The following is an 18963-nucleotide window of genomic DNA, read 5'->3' as shown; positions in this document are numbered from 1 at the left end:
TTGTCAAATTTTCTTTCCTATGTTTTACGGCTCATCCGTGAGCACACTTCTTAAAACAGGCTTGGGACGTTTAGTTTCTACTGTAGTGGACCCCACCATTTTTCTTTCATTCGACCGTGCCGGCTTTCATATTCACAGCCTAACGTTTGATAAAACCGATATAAACGTGGATATGACGGGAAAAGTTTGTTTAATTACGGGTGCCAATTCGGGCTTGGGTTACGAAACCGCTTTAGCACTGGCCAAAAAAGGAGCTACTGTTTACATGCTGTGTCGCTCGCGTGACAAGGGAGAGCGGGCCTTAAAGGGCATTAGGCAAATGTCCTCTTCCAAAAAGGTTTTTTTGGAAATGGTTGATATGTCGTCCATCTCCTCTATTAAAAATTTTGTGGCCAAATTTTCGGAAAATCACGTGGATGTTCTTATTAATAATGCCGGTACTTTTGCCAACACTCTTACTTACACGTCCGACAATATAGAGCTTACCTTTGCCACAAACGTGTTAGGTCCTTTTTTGCTGACGGAACTTTTACTGCCCAAATTGATGGCTACTACAGCCTCGCGCGTAATTAATGTATCATCGGGTGGACTGTATGCTCAAAAGCTTGTCATGGATGCTTTGCATTTAAAAAATAAAAAATTTGACGGATTAAAAGCGTATGCCTTAAGCAAAAGAGCTCTTTTAATTTTAACCGAGCTTTTGGCCGAACGTATGGCTGGCACGGGTGTAACAGCTAATTGCATGCACCCCGGCTGGGCCGATACACCACTTGTTCGCACAGGCCTGCCTTTATTTTGGAAAATCCTCCGCTATGATTTAAGAACAGCCCAGGAAGGCGCCGACACCGCTATTTGGCTAGCCACCTGCCCACACATAATGGAAGAAACCGGCAAATTTTGGTTTGACCGTAAAATCCGCAAAACTCATTATTTGCCATCTACCAAGGAAAACGAACACGATCGAAAAAAATTATGGGATATGTGTGTTAAGTTAACAGGAGTAGATGATACCTTCTTAAAAAGGCGTTAAAGATCTTCCGCCATAAAAAGTCCCGTTTTACTTCCCAACCCCAAGTGCATAAGAGATGCTGCAAGTTTTGTATTATTGGTAGACCGGTAGCGCTTAGCTGTTTTTTCAAAACCTAATTTTTGCACTGCCATTAAAATACCATCCATCACTTTACCTGCTATTTGCTCGGCAAGGCGCTTCTCGTCACGATTGGGGCCTGTAATAAGACCCGGACGGGCAATGATAAAAGGCAGACCCGACTGGCTAACCGCTTGTTCAGCCAAGCCCCGTGCTTTTAAATAAGGATTTAAACTTTTAAGACTGGCCCCTAATGACGACAGATAAATGAATTTGGCTTTTACTCCCGCCGCGTTTAATGCATTCACCAGCATTTGAGTATAACCATAATCTACCTTAAAATAATCACCATCCCCTTGGCGAGCGCGTTCGCGCGTGGTACCAACGGTACAAAACACATGAGTGGGTTTTTCCTTTTCAAAGGTTTTTGTTAGTTCTTGAACATTCCAGGAGGTTCTATCTACTATAACTGAAGCCCATTTTTGTTTCCATTTATCGGTTTGCCGGCTATCGGGTCTTAAATGCGCCAAGGTTTTAATCTGTTGAGTTTGACCCAAATCAACTAAGGCCTGACCTACATAGCCCGTAGCTCCAAAAACAAATATTTTTTGGTTGTTTTTATCCATCAATCTTTTGTAACGTAGGTTGCTACACGGATCAACCATGAAACAATATCTCGATTTAGTTAAAAAAGTTTTAGAAGAAGGCGAAAAACGCGAAGATCGTACCGGTACCGGTACCATAGGCCTTTTTGGAGCCCAATGCCGCTACAATTTAGCTCAGGGCTTCCCGCTTGTTACTACCAAAAAGGTCCATCTTAAATCCATTATTCACGAACTTTTGTGGTTTATTCAAGGTGACACCAACACAAAATATTTAAAAGAGAACAATGTCACCATTTGGGATGAATGGGCAGATCCAGACGGCGATTTGGGTCCAGTATATGGCTACCAATGGCGTCACTGGGGCCATCCCTGGAGAAAAGGTGAAAATCAGGATGGCAAAGGAATTGATCAAATTGCCAATTTAATTAACGGGATTAAAAAAGATCCTTTTGGACGACGTCATATAGTTAGCGCCTGGAACGTGGCCGATATCCCCAATATGGCGCTTCCACCCTGCCACACCATCTTTCATTTTTACGTGCATGCCGATCAACGCTTATCGTGTCAGCTTTATCAACGCAGTGCCGATTTATTTTTAGGCGTACCCTTTAATATTGCCAGCTACGCCCTCTTTACCATGATGGTGGCACAAGCCTGCGGTTTAAAACCGGGGCATTTTGTGCATACGTTTGGCGATGTTCATCTGTATCTTAATCATCTCGATCAGGCGCGCTTGCAGTTAACGCGCGACCCCAAACCTCTTCCTCAAATGAAAATTAACCCCAATATTAAAAATATTTTTGAATTTTCATACGGTGATTTTGAACTTATGGGTTACGACCCACACCCTGGCATTAAGGCGGACATTTCTGTATGACACTATCATTAATAGTAGCCATGAGCGCCAATAATGTCATTGGTAAAAATAACCAAATTCCTTGGCATTTGTCGGAAGATTTAAAACACTTTAAAGCGCTCACCATGGGGCATCCCATTATTATGGGCCGTAAAAATCATGAATCTATTGGACGTGTTTTGCCTGGTAGAACCAATATTATTATCACGCGTGAGCCAGGCTATCAGGTGCCTGGCGCCATTGTGGTAGATAGCCCCGAAAAAGCACTTAAACAAACCGATTTAAACGACGAAATTTTTATTATTGGCGGCGCTCAAATTTATGCCGAATATATTGAAGATGTTGAAAAAATCTATTTAACCCTTATTGAAAAAGATATTGATGGCGATGTTTTTTTCCCTGAAATAAACTGGGAAGAATTTTCACTTGTTTCTAAAAGCGAAAAAGTATTTTCCCCCGAAAACAATTTTTGGTATTCATATCTTCTTTACGAACGCAAACGTGCGGGTTGAGTCATACAAGAGTAACCCACCCCTTTCCCCTCCCTTAATTTACCCCACAGGGGCCACTTCGAGGAGGGAGGAGGACTTTCTTAGCCCCTCCCACTTAAATTAAGGGGGAGGACGGGAGGGGGTTACTCTTTTTTTTATGAAAAAAATTCTCATTTTAATTTTATTTTTACTTCCTCTTACCTCTTACGCTGGCTGGAAAGATGAACTAACAACAGCCTTAAAAAACGGTGGAGCCTATGTACTCGATGAAAATGGCAAGGTCTTGTACGAACACCGAAGCGGGGAAAAATTTATTGTAGCGTCTACCATGAAACTGGCCACAGCAGCTTTAGCACTTAAAGTTTTGGGTCCCGATCATCATTTTAGTACCCCGTTCTATCTAAATAGCAATCACGATCTCATTGTAAAAGGGGCTGGCGACCCATCTCTTACTTCCGAAGATTTGGCGCAAATTGCGTCAGATCTCAAAGAACGTGTTGGGAAAGTTCACGATATTATTTTAGACACCAGTTTTTTTGAGCCCAATATTGTTATCCACGGATCTTCTTCTACCACTAATCCCTACGACGCCATCAACGGGGCCCTGCTGGTAAATTTTAATACCGTAAACATAAAAAAATCTAAAACGGGCGTTATCGAATCGGCGGAACCACAAACACCAATCACCCCTATTGCTATTGCCGCTGGTAAAAATTTAAAAGCCGGAAAATCAGATCGCATTAATTTGGGTAAAGATCCTATTCGTAGCGCTAAATACGCCGGTGAATTGCTCACTGCTTTTCTAACCAAGGAAGGTGTGGCTCCTACAGGGACAATCAAGCTTGGACAAGCGCCTGATAATACGAATCCTGTTTACTCTTACCGTTCGCCTAAATCACTTGAAGATATTTTAAAAAGCCTGCTTGAATATTCTACCAATTTTATGGCTAACCAAATTTTTTTGGTATGTGGATCACAGGTGGAGGGCGGCGTAGCCACTATGGAAAAAGCCAAGCGTGTGCTTAATAATTTTTTGAAAACCGAAGTAGGATTATCCGATTTTGTAGCTGAAGAAGGTTCGGGTTTATCGCGCTTTAATCAATTTACGCCGCGTGAAATGGTAAAACTGGTAAGCTATTTAAAACCCTATCACGATCTTTTCCCTCTTAAAGATCACGTTTTTCATGCCAAAACAGGCACCTTAAGCGGTGTGAGTACTTTTGCCGGTTTTGTAGATTTAGGAAATAGAGAAGCCCGTTTTGCGCTTTTTGTAAACGATGACGTAGGTGGCCACTACAAATATCAAGTGGCTAAACTCATGTATCAGGGCTTAATGGGACAGTAGAATCAGGTTAATTTTTTACTACTAAATTCCAATCAATAGCCTCGGAAAGCCAGTTGTCATTTGAATTTGCGCTTTTTGCCCGTAAAGCTTTTAAAAACTGATAAGCTGATGCACAAGGTTCTTTTCCTGCCACAATTTCAGCTACGTTATAACAACCCACCGCTTGACGAACCAGGTCATCAAAATCGGCATGATACCCTTTATTAATACTTACCGTTAAAAGCTGATAAGCGTGGGCTCTATCTTCAGCAGACAAATTTGTATTTAAAGCAATTTGTTTTAGAGCCGTTGCAACAGGCAAAGATATCACTATATAGTCATCCGGATTAGTCACATGATTATTAACAATGGTAAATGCCAAACTTTTGGTTTTCGCATCTGCAGCCTGTAACTTGTCTAATACTGTCACAGCCCAATCTATTAATATATGACCCGGGGTTTTTCTGGCGTTAATAATACTTTCAGCTCGATCCGATAAATTGGTGCTTAAACCATAATACGTTCTGCCGGCACTAGACCAGTTGCGAATATCAACACAGTCTAAAAGAAGCTGCTCGTACACCTCGTTACTTTGTGAGTTTTGATGACTGGCAGGCATGTTTCCATAAATATCCAATAAAGTCCTTAAATCCATTTCATAGTAAGTGCTTACATCAACATAACCATTGCTATTATGATCTACTAAAACCTGAGAGGTAAAACTGGAAAAAGTAGTTTCATCGCCACCTTTAATGAGGGCAATAGCTCGTTGTTTTTTAGCCTCATAGTTAGAGGCTGTTAAATTTGAATTCCATAATCCTCCCAACTGCGTTATGGTTCCAACCCATTCACCATCTTTACGAAATGACGCTCCACGTGTTATTTCATTGAGTAAAAATGAAACGCGACGATTTTGCGCAAAACCACCATGAGTTCGGGCCATTTCGGAAGCCAGATTTCCAAGCCCAACCCTGTTCAACAAAGCAATTTCATCATCACCTACATAACCCAAATCGGATCCGTTGAGCACTGTCTGGATAACTTTGCCTTGCGCATTTACTCCACCCGTATCATCAGTATAACCACAGGCCTTTACTTCGTCATCCGTCAAGCCATCAAAATCGGCAAATTTATACACCAAATCCCGTGTTTCCTGTGAAATATCAAATGGAGGTTCCTCATAATAATGAAGATCCGTATCAATTTTAATACCTGTATCGCCGCTCATAATAATTCCTTTCGCGAACCTGAAATTCTATTTTTTTTAAATTATGTTTTGATGAAAGAAGAGCGAAACCCTTCCTTCATGCCCAGTTCCAGAAGTTATCGGATAACTGACATAAAAGTTGCGGGGTGTTTAGCAAAAAAAGCTATAAAAATTATGGTGTTATTAAGTTATTGAAATGATTATACAATTATACGACACAATGCGTTATAAAATTGGCTAAAAACCTATCCAATAGTAAAAACCCTTCATTACACTGTTTGTAATTCTTTTTTCTTCTTTTTTTCAACGGGGGAATTTGACTCAAAATGAAAGCTTAATTTACCATTTTTTTCTTTAATGGTCACAAGCCCTCCATGCTCTAATTTGCCAAAAAGAATCTCATCCGAAAGCACTTTGGCCACTTCGTTTTCAATCAATCGCTTAATAGGACGCGCTCCAAATTTTTTATCAAAACCTTTTTCGGCCAAATACTGGCGCGCGCCGGCATCAAGCTGCACGGTCACATTTTTAGATTTAAGACGATTCTCCAGTTCAGCCATCATTTTTTCTACAATCTGTTCAATCACCCGAGGATCCAGTGAATGAAATTTGACAACACCGGTTAAGCGATTACGGAATTCGGGACTAAAAGCTTTTTCTATCGCCTTATCACTTTTATCTTCAAACATGTCCTTTTCAAAACCAATGGTGGCAATCATCGAGTCACGGGCGCCTACGTTAGAACTCATAATCAAAATTACCTGCCTAAAATTAGCTTTACGACCATTATTGTCTGTTAAGGTTGCGTGATCCATCACCTGAAGCAAGATATTAAAAAGATCGGGATGGGCTTTTTCAATTTCATCAAGCAACAAAACACAATGAGGATTGCGCGTAATGGCTTCGGTGAGTTGCCCACCTTCTTCGTAACCTACATAACCCGGAGGCGATCCAATAAGCCGCGACACGGTATGTTTTTCCATGTACTCACTCATGTCAAAGCGTACAAACTCAACACCCAAACTTTTGGCTAATTGCTTGGCCGTTTCGGTTTTACCAACACCAGTAGGACCCGCAAATAAAAAGCATCCAATAGGTTTATCGGGTTCCGCAAGACCAGAGCGCGATAATTGAATGGATGACACTACTTTATCAACGGCCTCGTCTTGACCATAAATGAGCAATTTAAGATCGCGTGAAAGATCTTTTAATTTCTTTTTATCGTCCACCTTTACCGTTTTAGCCGGCACACGGGCCATACGCGATACCACACGCTCGGCATCGGCCACATGCACACGTGGATTTTTTTCCTTTTTGCTACGTAATTTTACCTCAGCTCCGGCTTCATCCATCACATCTATAGCCTTATCGGGCAGATGATGATCATGAATATACTGTGTTGATAATTCTACAATGCTGCGAATAACAGATGGAGAATACTGCACGCCGTGAAAATCTTCGTATTTTTTCTTAAGTCCAAATAAAATTTTTATTGTATCTTCGTGGGAGGGTTCTTTTACCTCTACCTTTTGAAAACGGCGAGAAAGAGCATGATCCTTCTCAAAAATTTGGCGATACTCTTTGTATGTAGTAGTACCAATACATTTAATATCACCGCTGGCCAAAGCTGGCTTTAATAAATTTGATGCATCCATCGACCCACCACTCACAGCACCAGCACCAATAATGGTATGAATTTCGTCTATAAAAAGTATTTTTTTAGGATCATCCTGAATTTGTTCCACCACTTCTTTAAGACGTTCTTCAAACTCGCCTCTAAATTTAGTACCGGCTAAAAGCCGCGCCATGTCTAATTTATAAATGGTTGATTCCTTTAAAATGGGAGGCACATCACCTTTTACAATTTTAAGCGCTAATCCTTCGGTAATAGCTGTTTTGCCTACACCAGCATCTCCTACAAAAATGGGATTGTTCTTTTTTCGACGCGCTAAAATATGTACCGTGCGCTCCAACTCGTCGTCGCGGCCAATTAAAGGATCAATTTTTCCTTTTTTGGCGTGTTCATTTAAATTAACACAGTATTTGGTAAGGGGATCTTTCCCTTTATGCATACTCTCTTCATCCCCATGCAATTCGGTTAAGGCTTTGGGTGGAAATGTTTCTTTTTTAGAAATTTGATGCGCAATATAACGAACTACATCAAAACGATGAATATGGCGTTTTTCCAAAAAGTAAACAGCATGCGATTCTTTTTCGCGAAAAAGAGCCACCAACACATCGCCACCATCCATAGTACCTTTACCCGACGACTGAATCTGAGCCGCTGCTGTTTGCAACACAAACTGAACACCAATTGTATATTGTGGATCTACCACACGGTTAGGATCGGTAATTTTGGGCATTTGCTCTTTTAAAAAAATATCAACATCGGCCTGGAGTTCTGAAAGACTAGCCCCACAGTGATATAAAATTTGAGCGGCGGTCTTATCGTAGGTGAGTGATAATAAAAGGTGTTCAAGAGTAATATATTCGTGACTTCGAAGTTTAGCATCCTGATAAGCCCGGTTTAAGGTCTTTTCCAGTTCTTCAGTAATCATGTTTTCCCCTTAAAATTTCATCTAATAATTTCTTTTCAAAATAAGTATAGCACGCTACAGAATGGTAAAGAAAAGAATTTTGTCAACACCCCTAAATTTTATAAAAAATTAACACATAAAATTGGAGGGTGGTATTTTTTTGATATCATTTTTGTTTAAAACCCTCACCCGTAACACGGTGTAAAACAAAGTTTTTCACAAGCAATAGCTCCAGGGGCCCCACAAAGTGGGGAGGAGCGACTATGACGCAAATCTCAAAACAACGAAGGGTTTTATGAAAATGATATCAAAAAAATACCACCCTCCAGTCACAATCCTATGATCAAAACCCCCTTCACCGAAAAATTAGGCATGAAGTACCCTATTGTATGCGCTCCCATGTTTCTCATCTCTAACCCAAAAATGCTCATTGCTGTGGGTGAAGCCGGCGGCCTTGCCGCTATGCCCTCTCTTAATGCTCGCACGGCCGAAGAGTTTGAAGCTGGCCTTAGAGAAATACGCGATACAACCAAAGCACCCTTTGCCATTAATCTTATTATTATGGGTAATATGCGCTTAGAAGAAGATTTGGCTTTGTGTGAAAAATATAAAGTACCACTCGTTATTACCAGTTTAGGAAATCCTGCTGATGTTATTAAAAAAGTACATGGTTATGGTGGTTTGGTGTTTTGCGATGTTATTAATTTAAAACACGCTCTTAAATGCAAAGAACTGGGTGCCGATGGCTTGGTCACTGTTTCGTTTGGCGCTGGCGGACATGCCGGAAAAATTGCGGCCAATGTTTTAGTACCATGGTTAAAAAAAGAAACAGGACTACCGGTACTAGCCAGTGGTGGTATTTCGGATGGCTCGCAAGTACATGCAGCCTTAGCCCTTGGTGCCGACGCCGCCTACATGGGCACACGCTTTATTGCTACTCAAGAAGCGCCAGCTACCGATTCTTACAAAAAAATGATTTTATCCGCCGGACCAGAAGACATTATTTTAACTCCCAAAGTTACGGGGCATGATTGTAATTTTTTAAAAGAAAGCTTGGATCATTTTGATGCTAACCAGGGCGAAGGCTTAAAGCGTTGGAAAGATGTATGGAGTGCTGGCCAGGGTGTAGGTTTAATTAACGATATCCCTACAATTGATGGGTTAATGAAACGTTTAGTGGCCGAATTAACAGAAAGTATTAAAAAATTAAATAACGCCATTGTCTAGGGTGCAGGTTCCATAATGCACTGTAGTGGGTGTTCGCTTTTTTTAGCCAAATGATTCACGTGCATCATTTTAGTACGTGCCATATCGTGCGTATACACCCCGCAAATACCTTTTCCTTTTTGATGTACTTCCAGCATAACACGAATAGCCTCATCCTTAGTTTTGTGAAAAACCGACTCTAAAATCCACACTACAAAATCCATAGGCGTAAAATCGTCATTGAGCAAAATCACCTGGTACATTTTGGGGACTTTAACACGCTCTTTTGTAGCAACCTGGGCTTCCCCTTCGGTTTGGCTTTCATGTTTATTCGGCATGATTTAGCGTTTCTTTCTCATTGCAATTATACACAAAATTCATTAATCAATCGGCTTAAATTTTTAGCCCCTAAAAGGAGTATGACTATGGCCGTTTCCGAAAACAAATTATCTCATCTCAAAAAATTATCCAGCAAAAAGGGTATTATTGCTGCAGCCGCTATGGATCAGCGCGGTTCTCTTAAAAAATCAATTGCCGCTGCTAAGGGCGTTGATCCTAGTGCTATTACCCCGGAAATGATGTCGGAGTTTAAAGTGGCCGTTACCAAAATTTTAACCCCCCATGCCTCAGCTATTTTACTCGATCCCGAATTTGGCTTAGAAGCCGCCCGAGCCCGCTCCTCCAATGCTGGTCTTTTATTAGCGTATGAGTCTACAGGATATGATCAAAGCACTCCCGGCCGCGTTCCCGTGCTAGTTCCCACCTGGACAGTATCTAAAAGTATAGCTCAGGGTGCTAACGCAATTAAAATTTTACTCTATTATTCTCCTTTTGAAGACGCCAAGATAAACGAAATTAAACACGCCTGGGTAGAACGCATTGGCGCCGAATGTGCCCACCACGATATCCCCTACTTTTTAGAATTTGTAGGTTACCCTACCGGTAGCGAATCGGAAAAAAGTTTGGAATTTGCCAAAAAGAAACCCGAAATTGTACGCAAAAGTATGGAAGAGTTTTCCAAACCCCGTTACAACGTGGATGTTTTAAAGGTAGAAATTCCCATCAACATGCAATTTGTAAAGGGGGCCAAAGCTTGCAAAGGCGAAGTTGCCTACGACATGGCAGAAGCCAAAGATATTTTTCAAAAAACAGCTGTAGCTACCAATAAACCGTTTATTTACCTCTCGGCTGGTGTATCGGACGATGAATTTCGCGAAAGCCTTATTTTAGCGGCTGATTCGGGTGTAGCCTATAACGGCGTATTGTGCGGCCGTGCCACTTGGAAGGACGGCATGCCCATTTATGCTAAATCAGGTATTAAAGCACTGGAAGACTGGTTATCCGACCGCGGCGTACAAAACATCAAGGCTTTAAATGAAGTTTTGGAAGCCGGTGCAAAACCTTGGAAGTTATAAACGTTTTTGATAGAATAACAGCATGACTAAACCTGCTATTCTGATGATTGCTGCCTCCGAGGCCGATTCTAATCTTTATTATTCAACACATTTTTTAGTTCCCGACCCTATCATTTATTTTGAAATAGCCGGAAAAAAATATTTGGTTCTTTCCGATTTAGAAATTGATCGGGCCAAACTGGAAGCTACCGTCCATCATATTTTATCACTCACCGACATTGGTAAACAATTAGGCAAAACATCTTCTCCTTATCCCGTTTATGCCCGAGTTGTTGATTTTATTTTTAAAAAGAAAAAAGTTAAAAAGATCGTCGTTCCTTCCAATTTTCCCTCCATCTATTTTGAGGCTCTCAAAAAAATGGGATACAGTTTGAGTATAAAACCCGATCCTTTTTACGAAAATCGTTTAATAAAAAGTACAGTAGAAAAAAATTATATTCGACAAGCAGCCATACAGGTAGAAAATACCCTGTGGGAAGCTGTAGAACTTTTACAAAAAGCAAATATCAAAAAAAATCGCATCTATTTGGGAAAGGAACTTATTACCTCTGAATTCATGCAAAGTTTTATCAATACCAAACTCATGAGCCGTAATTGTGTAGCTCATCACACCATTGTAGCTTCTGGTGCTCAAGGAAGCTTACCACATCATCACGGCCATGGTCCGCTATTGCCCCACACTCCTATTATTTTTGATATTTTTCCGCGTCATGCCAAAACTCAGTATTGGGCTGATATGACGCGTACCATGGTAAAAGGCAGGCCTACAGATACGGTAAAAAAAATGTATTCGGCCGTGCTTGAAGCCAATAAACGTGCAGCAGAAAAGCTACGTGATGGTGTAAACGCTATAGTAGTTCATCAAGCCGCTAAAGATACGCTTGAAAAGCATGGATTTAAAACCGGCAAAAATAAAAATGGCCGGATGGAAGGCTTTATTCATGGCACAGGCCATGGGCTGGGGCTTGATATTCATGAGCCTCCCTCTGTTTCTATCCGCGACATTATTCTTAAAAAAGGTTTTGTGGTAACAATTGAACCTGGGCTTTATTACGAAAGACATGGCGGCATTCGTTTGGAAGATGACCACTATGTTACAGCCAGTGGCTCGGAAGTGCTAACCAAATTCCCAAAATTTTTTGAAATTGATAAGCAATAAAAAAGGCACCGATGGGTGCCTTTTTTAAAAATATTCTAAACAAAATATTTATAGTTCCGATAAAATTTTCTTTCTTAAATCTTGATATTCTTTATCGGTAATTAATTTTTGTGCTTTTAAAGTATCCAGCTTTTTAAGACGGGCAGCCGGATCACCAGAGTTGGAATACGACGGCGTAGACGATACACCTGGCTTTAGTTTTTGTTCTTCCGACACTTCTTTTTTAGCCGCCTTTTTACCACGAAGCGACTGCTCTTCATCTTCACGAGCTTTAGCTAAACGATTATAAGCCTGACTCACAAAATCGTAAGCAGGGTCCAAAACAATTTCGCTGGTACCATTATAAGAAAGCATCTGTCCCGCACCGGCATCTAAAGCAAGACGCATGGTGTGGGCCTTACGGAGCGCCTTGTCCATATCGTGCGCGGCTTGGTAATCACCCTCAATTTTAGCATAGAGCTTGGTAAACTGAAAATGAACACCATCTGTAGCCACAAATACATTGGCAATACTGATATAATCTTTTTGCAAAATAAAAATGGGGCGCTTATGAACCATGGAAAAATTCACTACCTGGTCGGGACCTGCTTTAGATAAACCCTCTGCAAGAAGCGGAGCATATTGGCGGGCTTCCCAGGCATCAAATACATCTACCGAATTGACTTCTTTTTTAAACATCGCCTGCTTATTAATTTTAATAGATAAAAGCATCCCTTCCATTTGCTCAACCGAAATGCTGTTGTTGGGATGTTTTAAAGTACCCAAGGGGATATCTTTGGAACTAGCATCGTTAATTTTGACCCAGTTCACATTACGACGATAAAGGTATTCCTCCTTGGCAAAAACCGAAAAAGAAACAAAAAGACCCATTAATGCTGTGAAAAGTTGTATTTTTTTCATAGAAGCTCCTTTTATGTCAGGGTTAGCAAGCTGTCAACGGAAGAACTTGTTTACCGCAATAGGTTATTTTGTTAAGTTGTATTTTCTTTATTTTCATCAGAAAGGATTTTTATGGATGATATTTCTTCAACACCGCCGATAAACCCTACGGCCTTACCACCGGGAACTCCACCAACTGCTACTACCAGCACTATGACGGTTATTTCTCTTATTTTAGCCATTTTATCGCTTACTTGCTGTGGTTTTATTGCAGGCATTCCTGCCTTTATTATTGGCCGCTCCGAAATGAAAGCCGCTCAGGAAAAGCGCATCCACGAATCCAATTTTACCATGGCTAAAATAGCTATGATTTTGGGTATTGTAGGAACAGCTCTTTCTTGTTTAGGAACGCTTGTTTATATAGCAATTATTGCCCTTGGCGTACTCTCGGGAATGGCCCAACATTAAGTTATGAGAATTATTGCGGGCCTTGCGAGAGGCCATGCCCTTTTAGCGCCAAAATCAAACAAAATACGACCCGCAGCCGACAAGGTAAAAGGCGCTATTTTTAATATTTTGGGTGATATTGAGGGATGCATTGTGGCCGATTTTTTTGCCGGTACCGGTAGCGTGGGGCTAGAAGCCCTAAGCCGTGGTGCCGCCAAAGCCTATTTCATTGATGATTTACCGGAAGCCCTCAAATTAATTGAGAGCAATATCAAAAAATGCCGTTTTGAAGGCAAAGCCCACATCATTAAAGGCACCATCCCCCGTATTTTGGAAAAAATAAAGGCCAGAGAAGCAAGGTTTGATGTGGTTTTTGTAGATCCACCTTACGATAAAAATCTTTTAAACCCGGCACTGGATGGTTTAGTGGAGAATAAACTCGTTGACGCTCAAACACTCATCGTTATAGAACACTCCCCGCGCGAACACATTATTTGCCCTGATATAGAAGTAACCGACGAACGAAAATACGGGCAAACACGCATTAGTTTTGCAAAACTAAAAGAATAGAAGGCTATAATGGCTATAAAACACGCTCTCTGCCCCGGCTCTTTCGATCCTCCTACATTTGGGCATTTAAATATTATTGAGCGTGGTTTGGAGATTTTTGACAAAATCACGGTTCTGGTAGCCATTAATAAAAAGAAAAAAGCATTTTTTGAACCGGGTGAACGGGTAGACATGCTGAAAGAGATTTTTAGAGGTAAAAAGAGGGTGGTAGTCGATGCGTATGAAGGTCTGTTGGTAGATTATTGCCATAAAAAGAAAATTCATACCATCTTAAGAGGTATACGAACGGTTGCTGATTATGAATACGAACTTCAGATGTCGCTTGCAAACCGCATGCTGCATCCCGATATCGAAACCATGTTCATGATGACCGAAGGACGCTTTGCCCATGTAAGCTCCTCCATTATTAAAGAAGTATTGGCTTTTGGAGGCTCTGGCAAACAGATGATTCACCCCCACGTTGAAAAACGTATGAAGGAAAAATTAAATGAAGCTCGCAAATCGCGTACAAAAAATTAAAGAATCCCCTACTCTTGCTATCACCAACAAAGCCGCCGTTTTAAAAGCACAAGGAGTAGACGTTGTGGGCTTTGGCGCCGGAGAACCCGATTTTGATACCCCGCAAAATATTAAAAATGCGGCTATTGATGCTATCAGTAAAGGGTTTACCAAATACACTGCTGTAGGCGGCATTGTAGAATTAAAAGATGCCATCATCGCCAAATTAAAACGCGATAACAACGTGACATACACGCGCGAAGAAATTTTAGTAAGCAATGGCGGAAAACACTCGCTTTATAACATTGCGCAAGCGCTGTTTGAAGCGGGTGACGAAGTAATTATCCCCGCTCCGTTCTGGGTAAGCTATCCCGATCAGGTAATTTTGAACGATGCGAATCCTGTGATTGTACAAGCAAAGGAAGAAAATGGTTTTAAGTTAACAGCCGCCGAGCTGGAAAAAGCGATTACACCCAAAACCAAAGCCTTTGTTTTAAATTCACCATCTAACCCTACCGGAGCTGCTTATTCTAAAAAGGAGTTGGAAGCTCTGGCTGCTGTTTTAAAAAAGCACAATGTGCTTTGTATCTCGGATGAAATTTACGAAAAAGTTGTTTACGATAATTTTGAACAAGTCTCCATTGCCTCGCTTGATGGCATGAGAGATTTGACACTGATTGTGAATGGTGTTTCCAAAGTTTACTCAATGACCGGCTGGCGCATGGGCTTTACTGCTGGCCCTAAAGCTTTAATTAGCGCCATGGCTAAAATTCAGGGACAGGTTACTTCCAACATCTGCTCCATCACACAGAAGGCTTGTGTTGAAGCATATAACGGCTCGCAAGATGAAATTAAAAAGATGGTGGTGGAATTTGAAAAGCGCCGCAATTTTATTGTGGATACTTTTAATGCTATTCCCGGTATTAAATGCTTAAAACCCGAAGGCGCCTTTTATGTGTTCCCCAATATCAAAGGCGTGCTAGGCAAGAAAACACCTGCAGGCAAAGTAATTGCCACAGCCGATGATTTTGCTGAATATATTTTGGAAGATTTTAAAGTAGCCGTAGTTCCTGGTGAAGGCTTTGGTGCTCCGGGTTATGTACGCTTGTCGTATGCCACATCAATGGCCAATATCGAAAAGGGACTTTCACGCATTAAAGAGGCTGTTGGTTCTTTACAATAACAAATCTGATTAATCTACATCTGCGGTGGTTATAATTTTTTGATAAATCTCTTCTAATTTTTCGCCGGTAATAGGATCACCTGAGGTTGCATCCACAAATCCGCTTTCGGTAATTTTAAAACCAAAATCATTTGCAAATTTATTATAACTACCGTTTAAGGGCACCACATAACCGTTTACGGTAAAAATTTCATCGGCACCGTTAAATTCGTATTTTACAGGCTGGCAACTTCCTTCTGTAGGAGCCGAAAGGCCAAGAGACAATAAGTCAACTGCGGGAGCTACAAAATCACACGGAATCATAACACAGTAAGAACCACAGGATATTTCTTCATCATTCACCTCTTCGTTTTCGGTTTGTCCATCATCGCTAAATGTGACGTACACTTTTTTACCGCTAGCAGCCGTATTATACACGCTACCGTCAGGGAAAAATCCAAACGAAAGGCGCAGATATTTTTTATCGGTAGAAACACCCACATAGGGAGAAAATGTATTTTCAAAATCTAAGTCTTCGATAGACTGAGTAAGAGCAGAGCTTTTCTCGTCACTGGCACCATCACCACTTTGACCCGAACCGCAGGCTGTTAATAATAAAGCCAAGCCAAAAATAGAAAGAGATATATGTTTCATCATCATAAGGAACCTCACCTTTAAGAATTAGCAAGTAGTATGCCAAGGGCCGCTGCCCTTTAGCCATTTAACTAATTGTTTTTACTTATATTTTATTAGGGGCCCCAGGCTTTTTGGTTATCAAATTGATAAAATACTCGTTTTAAGAAGTGACAACTCTTTTTTAATTGGGCATGAACGCTTTATGGATAATGGGGAAATTGCCGAAATTCTAAAAAACTTAAAGCACAGCATAAAAAAATTTAAGGTGCCCGCCGTAGGAGTAATTGCCGATAACGCCATAGATAAACCGTTTGAGGTTTTGGTCAGTACTGTTATTTCACTGCGTACCAAAGATGCAGTTACAGAAAAGGCCTCGCTCAATCTTTTAACAAAGGCCCCTACTCCTCATAAAATGATACGCTTATCGGAGAAAGAAATTCAAAAGCTTATTTATCCGGCTGGTTTTTACAAAACAAAGGCTAAAAGCCTTTTGGCTATTTGTAAAATTTTACTCCAAAATTACGAGGGAAAAGTACCCCGTAGTATTGACGACATGGTAAAGCTGCCTGGGGTTGGACGTAAAACGGCAAACTTGGTTGCGACACTAGGCTTTGATGATTATGGTATTTGTGTGGATGTGCATGTGCATCGCATTAGTAACCGCTGGGGCTATATTAAAACTAAAACCGCCGATGAATCGGAAATGGTATTGCGTGGAAAACTCCCAAAAAAATTCTGGAAAACCTATAACGATATTTTAGTCACCTTTGGGCAAAACATCTGCCAGCCGGTGTCGCCCAAATGCAGCCTGTGTCCGGTGGAAAAATATTGCCCTAAGCTTGGGGTAAAACACCAACGATAGTAATTATTTACAAACTTTACCTTGTTTTTACATTTGCCGGTTGCTATATTTGACCATAATATTAGTCAACTAGAATAATAGGCTATCTTATGAAAACTCTCTCTTTGTCCGAAGCTAAAATGAAACTTTCTGAGCTGATACGTGCCGTATCTAATCTTGATGAAGAAATTGTAATCACCAAAAACGGCTCGCCACAGGCTGTTATCATTAACCCTGCCGAGTTAGATAGCCTACGTGAAACCATCGCTGTCAGATCAGATAAGGAATTGGTGGCTGATATTAAAAAAGGACTTAAATCCCTAAAAAATAAAAAATCAAAACTTTATACTCTAGACGAGCTTTTTGACGATTAATCATGAAACTCCGTGTTCCCGATCCTGTTCGCCAGCAAATTAAAAAACTTCACCCTGCCCTCAAACAAAAAATGAGAAACGGATTGGACGTGCTTTTAAAAGAACCTCATTTGGGCAAACCGCTCAAAGACGAATTTTCAGGTCTTTTGAGCTTTAGAATGGGCAAATATAGGATCATTTATAAACTGGCCGATGCTAACAAAACTCTCGAAATTATTGCCTTAGGGCCCCGCCGCACTATTTATGAAGAAACTTATCGTCTTTTAAAAAAGAACTGATTCTTGATTTCGAATGTCTTATCGATTAAGTCCATCTCATGCTTTTAGAAGGAACCATTGTAGCGCAAGCCACAGCCGTAGGAGCCGGTGCTATTGGTATTATTCGTTTATCCGGTGCCGCTTCGGCCGTTATTCTTAAAAAAATTTTTAATCACAAAGCCTCCTTTGAAACCCACAAGCTTTATCACGGAAAAATTATCAATCCTGAAACAAGTGACACAGTGGACGATGTAATGGCCGTTTATATGAAAGCGCCCCATAGTTTTACCGGGGAAGACGTTGTAGAAATTCACGCTCATGGCAGCCCTGCTGTTTTAAAAAAAATTGTAGAAGTCTGTATTCTGCAGGGAGCACAACAAGCAGAACCTGGTGAATTTTCCAAAAGAGCCTTTTTAAATGGCAAAATAGATCTTTCGCAGGCCGAGGCCATTTGCGATTTGATTAGTGCCCAATCGGACGAAGCGCGTAAAAATGCTCTTAGCCAATTGGATGGTTTTTTAAGCCGTACTATTACTGTACTGCGCGAAAAACTAATTCAGCTATTAGCCGCGCTGGAAGCTGGTTTTGATTTCTCCGAGGAAGATGTTACTTTTTTTAAAAAAGAGGAAGCTCTTCCTGTTTTTAATGAGGTTGATGGAAAAATAAAAACACTGCTCGATTCATTTAAGACCGGTCTTCTTTACAAAGAGGGTGTAAAAGTAGCCTTGGTAGGAAAACCAAACGTGGGCAAATCCAGTTTGCTCAATGCACTCATCAATCAGGACCGCGCGATTATTCACGATAAACCTGGCACCACGCGCGATGTGGTGGAAGGCGAGCGGATGATTAATGGTTATCGTTTTTTATTTTCTGATACGGCCGGTATTCGCAGTACAACGGATGATATTGAGCAGGAAGGGATTAGACGTTCGGAAGAAGCACTGGGTAAAGCAAACGGTCTGCTCATTGTACTGGATACCTCACGAGAGTTGGACGCCAGTGACAACGATCTTTTGGAGCGCACAAAAAATTCTAACCGAATTGTGATTCTCAACAAATCAGATCAGCCCTCAGCGTGGAATGATAAATTGGGCGATCTCAAAGTTTCAGCAAAAAACAGAACCGGTATTGACGACCTGATAAATTTAATGAAAAAACGTTTTATACCCCAAGGCCAAACATCCGAGGGTTTTGCCTTAACCAATTTACGCCACTTTCAAAATTTAACCGTAGCCCACACACATCTATCTTCTCTTATTTTAAACCTCCCCTCTTTATCCGAAGAAATGATCTCGGCCGAGCTCATGGCAATAACTCAACATTTAGGGGCCATTACGGGTGTTATTGATAGCGAACTTGTATTGGATGAGGTGTTTTCACGCTTTTGCATTGGAAAATAAAGAGTTAGAATG

Annotated in this window: 21 protein-coding genes; 15 read left to right on the top strand and 6 right to left on the bottom strand. The window is 40.9% G+C overall.

All coding sequences use genetic code 11. The features are described 5' to 3' along the window. Positions 1–37: 37 nt before the first annotated feature. The gene (locus K1X76_00875; GenBank protein ID MBX7147611.1) at positions 38–1030 is read left to right on the top strand and encodes an SDR family NAD(P)-dependent oxidoreductase; all 993 of its coding nucleotides are present in this window, start codon (positions 38–40) and stop codon (positions 1028–1030) included. Here the strand turns inward: K1X76_00875 and K1X76_00870 are convergent. Then, positions 1027–1713: an NAD(P)H-binding protein gene (locus K1X76_00870; GenBank protein MBX7147610.1), complete on the bottom strand. Its 687-nt coding sequence runs from the start codon at positions 1711–1713 to the stop codon at positions 1027–1029. The two genes, K1X76_00875 and K1X76_00870, sit on opposite strands and share 4 nt — an antisense overlap. A gap of 37 nt (positions 1714–1750) precedes the next feature. On the opposite strand from K1X76_00870, the gene K1X76_00865 reads away from it, so the two are divergent. The 3 genes from K1X76_00865 to K1X76_00855 all read left to right on the top strand — a co-directional run bounded on the left by K1X76_00865 (position 1751) and on the right by K1X76_00855 (position 4384). After that, a complete protein-coding gene (locus tag K1X76_00865; GenBank protein ID MBX7147609.1) occupies positions 1751–2569 on the top strand; it encodes a thymidylate synthase in 819 nt (272 codons plus the stop codon). Then, on the top strand, positions 2566–3060 hold the full coding sequence (locus K1X76_00860) for a dihydrofolate reductase (GenBank protein ID MBX7147608.1): 495 nt from the start codon (positions 2566–2568) through the stop codon (positions 3058–3060). Before K1X76_00865 ends, K1X76_00860 begins: the two co-directional genes overlap by 4 nt. 136 nt (positions 3061–3196) lie before the next feature. Further along, entirely contained in the window at positions 3197–4384 is a 1188-nt protein-coding gene (locus K1X76_00855; protein ID MBX7147607.1) for a D-alanyl-D-alanine carboxypeptidase, read from the top strand. A gap of 7 nt (positions 4385–4391) precedes the next feature. Here the strand turns inward: K1X76_00855 and K1X76_00850 are convergent, their stop codons facing one another. Both K1X76_00850 and clpA read right to left on the bottom strand, forming a co-directional pair. After that, positions 4392–5591 (bottom strand): hypothetical protein, encoded by a 1200-nt coding sequence (locus tag K1X76_00850; protein ID MBX7147606.1) that lies wholly within the window; start codon positions 5589–5591, stop codon positions 4392–4394. A 248-nt stretch (positions 5592–5839) separates the two neighbouring features. Beyond that, on the bottom strand, positions 5840–8128 hold the full coding sequence (gene clpA / locus K1X76_00845) for an ATP-dependent Clp protease ATP-binding subunit ClpA (GenBank protein ID MBX7147605.1): 2289 nt from the start codon (positions 8126–8128) through the stop codon (positions 5840–5842). A 321-nt stretch (positions 8129–8449) separates the two neighbouring features. Between clpA and K1X76_00840 the strand changes: the two genes are divergently transcribed. Continuing rightward, positions 8450–9334: a nitronate monooxygenase gene (locus K1X76_00840; protein MBX7147604.1), complete on the top strand. Its 885-nt coding sequence runs from the start codon at positions 8450–8452 to the stop codon at positions 9332–9334. Here the strand turns inward: K1X76_00840 and clpS are convergent. Beyond that, the gene (gene clpS, locus K1X76_00835; GenBank protein ID MBX7147603.1) at positions 9331–9651 is read right to left on the bottom strand and encodes an ATP-dependent Clp protease adapter ClpS; all 321 of its coding nucleotides are present in this window, start codon (positions 9649–9651) and stop codon (positions 9331–9333) included. The genes K1X76_00840 and clpS overlap by 4 nt on opposite strands. 87 nt (positions 9652–9738) lie before the next feature. On the opposite strand from clpS, the gene K1X76_00830 reads away from it, so the two are divergent. Next, the gene (locus tag K1X76_00830) at positions 9739–10728 is read left to right on the top strand and encodes a tagatose 1,6-diphosphate aldolase (GenBank protein ID MBX7147602.1); all 990 of its coding nucleotides are present in this window, start codon (positions 9739–9741) and stop codon (positions 10726–10728) included. Between the two features lie 22 nt (positions 10729–10750). Further along, entirely contained in the window at positions 10751–11887 is a 1137-nt protein-coding gene (locus K1X76_00825) for a Xaa-Pro peptidase family protein (protein MBX7147601.1), read from the top strand. Between the two features lie 48 nt (positions 11888–11935). On the opposite strand, the gene K1X76_00820 is transcribed toward K1X76_00825, so the two are convergent. Next, the gene (locus tag K1X76_00820) at positions 11936–12787 is read right to left on the bottom strand and encodes a hypothetical protein (GenBank protein ID MBX7147600.1); all 852 of its coding nucleotides are present in this window, start codon (positions 12785–12787) and stop codon (positions 11936–11938) included. A gap of 111 nt (positions 12788–12898) precedes the next feature. Here K1X76_00820 and K1X76_00815 point away from each other — a divergent pair, with 111 nt between their 5' ends. The 4 genes from K1X76_00815 to K1X76_00800 are packed head-to-tail and all read left to right on the top strand — an operon-like array spanning position 12899 to position 15464. After that, the gene (locus tag K1X76_00815; GenBank protein ID MBX7147599.1) at positions 12899–13234 is read left to right on the top strand and encodes a hypothetical protein; all 336 of its coding nucleotides are present in this window, start codon (positions 12899–12901) and stop codon (positions 13232–13234) included. A 3-nt stretch (positions 13235–13237) separates the two neighbouring features. Beyond that, on the top strand, positions 13238–13783 hold the full coding sequence (rsmD, locus tag K1X76_00810) for a 16S rRNA (guanine(966)-N(2))-methyltransferase RsmD (protein MBX7147598.1): 546 nt from the start codon (positions 13238–13240) through the stop codon (positions 13781–13783). Between the two features lie 9 nt (positions 13784–13792). Continuing rightward, complete coding sequence (coaD, locus tag K1X76_00805; GenBank protein ID MBX7147597.1) at positions 13793–14302, top strand: pantetheine-phosphate adenylyltransferase; 510 nt, start codon at positions 13793–13795, stop codon at positions 14300–14302. Then, positions 14271–15464 carry a pyridoxal phosphate-dependent aminotransferase gene (locus tag K1X76_00800; GenBank protein ID MBX7147596.1) on the top strand — a complete coding sequence of 398 codons (1194 nt, stop codon included), beginning with the start codon at positions 14271–14273 and terminating at the stop codon, positions 15462–15464. Before coaD ends, K1X76_00800 begins: the two co-directional genes overlap by 32 nt. A gap of 9 nt (positions 15465–15473) precedes the next feature. Here K1X76_00800 and K1X76_00795 read toward each other — a convergent pair whose 3' ends face one another. Next, on the bottom strand, positions 15474–16103 hold the full coding sequence (locus tag K1X76_00795; protein ID MBX7147595.1) for a hypothetical protein: 630 nt from the start codon (positions 16101–16103) through the stop codon (positions 15474–15476). A 178-nt stretch (positions 16104–16281) separates the two neighbouring features. Between K1X76_00795 and K1X76_00790 the strand changes: the two genes are divergently transcribed. The 4 genes from K1X76_00790 to mnmE all read left to right on the top strand — a co-directional run bounded on the left by K1X76_00790 (position 16282) and on the right by mnmE (position 18951). Beyond that, positions 16282–16941, top strand: a complete 660-nt coding sequence (locus tag K1X76_00790; GenBank protein MBX7147594.1) for an endonuclease III — start codon at positions 16282–16284, stop codon at positions 16939–16941. A gap of 89 nt (positions 16942–17030) precedes the next feature. Next, positions 17031–17294 carry a type II toxin-antitoxin system Phd/YefM family antitoxin gene (locus K1X76_00785; protein MBX7147593.1) on the top strand — a complete coding sequence of 88 codons (264 nt, stop codon included), beginning with the start codon at positions 17031–17033 and terminating at the stop codon, positions 17292–17294. 2 nt (positions 17295–17296) lie between these two features. Further along, positions 17297–17572, top strand: a complete 276-nt coding sequence (locus tag K1X76_00780; protein ID MBX7147592.1) for a type II toxin-antitoxin system RelE/ParE family toxin — start codon at positions 17297–17299, stop codon at positions 17570–17572. A gap of 38 nt (positions 17573–17610) precedes the next feature. Further along, the gene (gene mnmE / locus K1X76_00775) at positions 17611–18951 is read left to right on the top strand and encodes a tRNA uridine-5-carboxymethylaminomethyl(34) synthesis GTPase MnmE (GenBank protein ID MBX7147591.1); all 1341 of its coding nucleotides are present in this window, start codon (positions 17611–17613) and stop codon (positions 18949–18951) included. The last annotated feature ends 12 nt before the right edge of the window (positions 18952–18963 follow it).

The sequence above is a fragment of the bacterium genome (assembly GCA_019695305.1).
GTDB lineage: Bacteria > UBA10199 > UBA10199 > UBA10199 > JAIBAG01 > JAIBAG01.
The sequence above is the reverse complement of the archived record's forward strand: the minus strand, read 5'-3'. Positions and strand labels throughout refer to the sequence as shown.

What these genes read in the sequence shown, in the direction of transcription:
- K1X76_00850 (MBX7147606.1), bottom strand. Translation starts at nt 5,591, where the DNA reads ATGAGCGGCGATACAGGTATTAAAATTGATACGGATCTTCATTATTAT.
- K1X76_00825 (MBX7147601.1), top strand. Translation starts at nt 10,751, where the DNA reads ATGACTAAACCTGCTATTCTGATGATTGCTGCCTCCGAGGCCGATTCT.
- K1X76_00855 (MBX7147607.1), top strand. Translation starts at nt 3,197, where the DNA reads ATGAAAAAAATTCTCATTTTAATTTTATTTTTACTTCCTCTTACCTCT.
- clpA (MBX7147605.1), bottom strand. Translation starts at nt 8,128, where the DNA reads ATGATTACTGAAGAACTGGAAAAGACCTTAAACCGGGCTTATCAGGAT.
- rsmD (MBX7147598.1), top strand. Translation starts at nt 13,238, where the DNA reads ATGAGAATTATTGCGGGCCTTGCGAGAGGCCATGCCCTTTTAGCGCCA.
- K1X76_00820 (MBX7147600.1), bottom strand. Translation starts at nt 12,787, where the DNA reads ATGAAAAAAATACAACTTTTCACAGCATTAATGGGTCTTTTTGTTTCT.
- K1X76_00790 (MBX7147594.1), top strand. Translation starts at nt 16,282, where the DNA reads ATGGATAATGGGGAAATTGCCGAAATTCTAAAAAACTTAAAGCACAGC.
- K1X76_00865 (MBX7147609.1), top strand. Translation starts at nt 1,751, where the DNA reads ATGAAACAATATCTCGATTTAGTTAAAAAAGTTTTAGAAGAAGGCGAA.
- K1X76_00800 (MBX7147596.1), top strand. Translation starts at nt 14,271, where the DNA reads ATGAAGCTCGCAAATCGCGTACAAAAAATTAAAGAATCCCCTACTCTT.
- coaD (MBX7147597.1), top strand. Translation starts at nt 13,793, where the DNA reads ATGGCTATAAAACACGCTCTCTGCCCCGGCTCTTTCGATCCTCCTACA.
- K1X76_00860 (MBX7147608.1), top strand. Translation starts at nt 2,566, where the DNA reads ATGACACTATCATTAATAGTAGCCATGAGCGCCAATAATGTCATTGGT.
- K1X76_00815 (MBX7147599.1), top strand. Translation starts at nt 12,899, where the DNA reads ATGGATGATATTTCTTCAACACCGCCGATAAACCCTACGGCCTTACCA.
- K1X76_00780 (MBX7147592.1), top strand. Translation starts at nt 17,297, where the DNA reads ATGAAACTCCGTGTTCCCGATCCTGTTCGCCAGCAAATTAAAAAACTT.
- mnmE (MBX7147591.1), top strand. Translation starts at nt 17,611, where the DNA reads ATGCTTTTAGAAGGAACCATTGTAGCGCAAGCCACAGCCGTAGGAGCC.
- K1X76_00830 (MBX7147602.1), top strand. Translation starts at nt 9,739, where the DNA reads ATGGCCGTTTCCGAAAACAAATTATCTCATCTCAAAAAATTATCCAGC.
- K1X76_00785 (MBX7147593.1), top strand. Translation starts at nt 17,031, where the DNA reads ATGAAAACTCTCTCTTTGTCCGAAGCTAAAATGAAACTTTCTGAGCTG.
- K1X76_00795 (MBX7147595.1), bottom strand. Translation starts at nt 16,103, where the DNA reads ATGATGATGAAACATATATCTCTTTCTATTTTTGGCTTGGCTTTATTA.
- K1X76_00870 (MBX7147610.1), bottom strand. Translation starts at nt 1,713, where the DNA reads ATGGATAAAAACAACCAAAAAATATTTGTTTTTGGAGCTACGGGCTAT.
- clpS (MBX7147603.1), bottom strand. Translation starts at nt 9,651, where the DNA reads ATGCCGAATAAACATGAAAGCCAAACCGAAGGGGAAGCCCAGGTTGCT.